Below are 1,244 nucleotides of genomic sequence, written 5' to 3' on the forward strand. Positions count from 1 at the left end.
CTTATACCTCTCTTGCGACAAGCCATTCTGCAACCGCTGCTTGATATAGCTCCGGAACAAGTATTTTATCGGTTTCTTTTTCGTCAAGAGTATATTTGCCTAAAATAACGAGCTTACTATACGCTGACACTAACCATGCCTTTATCATAATTTACACCCCTTTCGTTGCGTTAATTGCATCAATTTGCGTTTGCAAATCAACAAGCGCTTCAAGGACAGATGCGGCATCTAATGATACATTCTGCGTCTTTATTTCTTGTGTTACTTGTTGTTCTTTCTGTTTTTTAGTTATTTTATTGTCCGATAAAATAATAGTATTAATGTCATATATGACGCCATCTTGTACAATTACTTCTTCTCTGCTGCTCACGTCGTCAATATCCGGCTGGTCGTTGCATGAGTAGATGCAGATCCCGTTTTTATCAAAAACATAAAACATATTATCACTCCTTTTTTACTTTATTCCGATGACCATGTAATTTGCAGATGATGGTAATCTGACATCACTCGTATAGTTAGCAGCTAAATTTCCGACGCTTCCGGTGCCGCTATACGGTGCGAGATCCCCCTGCATGCCGCGAATAATCATAGCGACATGTACGACGCGGCTGCTTACATAGCATTCTGCAGCAATACAGTTGCTTCTGCCGTCTTCTGCAACGTCAAAAAAGTATCTTTCGCTATTGAGATTGTTTGGTGAGACAAAAAATTTACATTGCGATTCTGTGTATCCCGACGGAATTGGCAATGTGCCGCCGTCATTAATTGTTCCGGTCAGCACAGCGACCCCAGCGATGTTTGTCACAATACTAACAGTGCCGCTCAAATCTGTGCTGGCACTACCGGTGACTGCGCCGGTAAGTGAGATTGTGCGGGCGGAGGATAGCTTCGTCGCTGTATCAGCGTTTCCGTGAACGTTGCCGTAAAAGCCGCCATTGCTCGAATAAAACGCTTTTGCTTGCACGTCAGCGTCTTTCCCACCAAGGTTTTTAAAAACCCATTTATTGACTCGCTTAGTGCTTTTCTGGACGTCATACCACCCGATATTAACAATTCCGCCGTTTGTATATCCTGATGAATCAAATTTGATTTCATTTCCAGATACTATTGATAATGATTTTCCAAATGCTGCGGTTGTTGCCGTAGCGGCATTTCCAGTAATGCTGATTGGCCATGTTCCGGTCGCATTCCCACCGGATTTATCGGCTTTTGTGTTAACGTCGTCGAGTAATGCAACTGTGCCG

3 protein-coding genes are annotated in these 1,244 nt (G+C 43.1%); all 3 read right to left on the minus strand.

Going from position 1 to position 1,244, the window contains the following annotated elements; genetic code table 11:
- Position 1: 1 nt before the first annotated feature.
- Positions 2-148 carry a CD1375 family protein gene (locus tag HMPREF1250_RS11675; protein WP_155914524.1) on the minus strand — a complete coding sequence of 49 codons (147 nt, stop codon included), beginning with the start codon at positions 146-148 and terminating at the stop codon, positions 2-4.
- Positions 149-151: 3 nt separating this feature from the next.
- The gene (locus tag HMPREF1250_RS10165; RefSeq protein WP_023054589.1) at positions 152-439 is read right to left on the minus strand and encodes a hypothetical protein; all 288 of its coding nucleotides are present in this window, start codon (positions 437-439) and stop codon (positions 152-154) included.
- Between the two features lie 15 nt (positions 440-454).
- Positions 455-1,244 (minus strand): hypothetical protein (locus HMPREF1250_RS11920; protein ID WP_023054591.1); only part of this gene is annotated, 790 nt, incomplete at its 5' end.

This window comes from Megasphaera vaginalis (ex Srinivasan et al. 2021), from assembly GCF_000478965.1.
In the GTDB taxonomy this organism is placed as follows: Bacteria; Bacillota; Negativicutes; order Veillonellales; family Megasphaeraceae; genus Megasphaera; species Megasphaera vaginalis.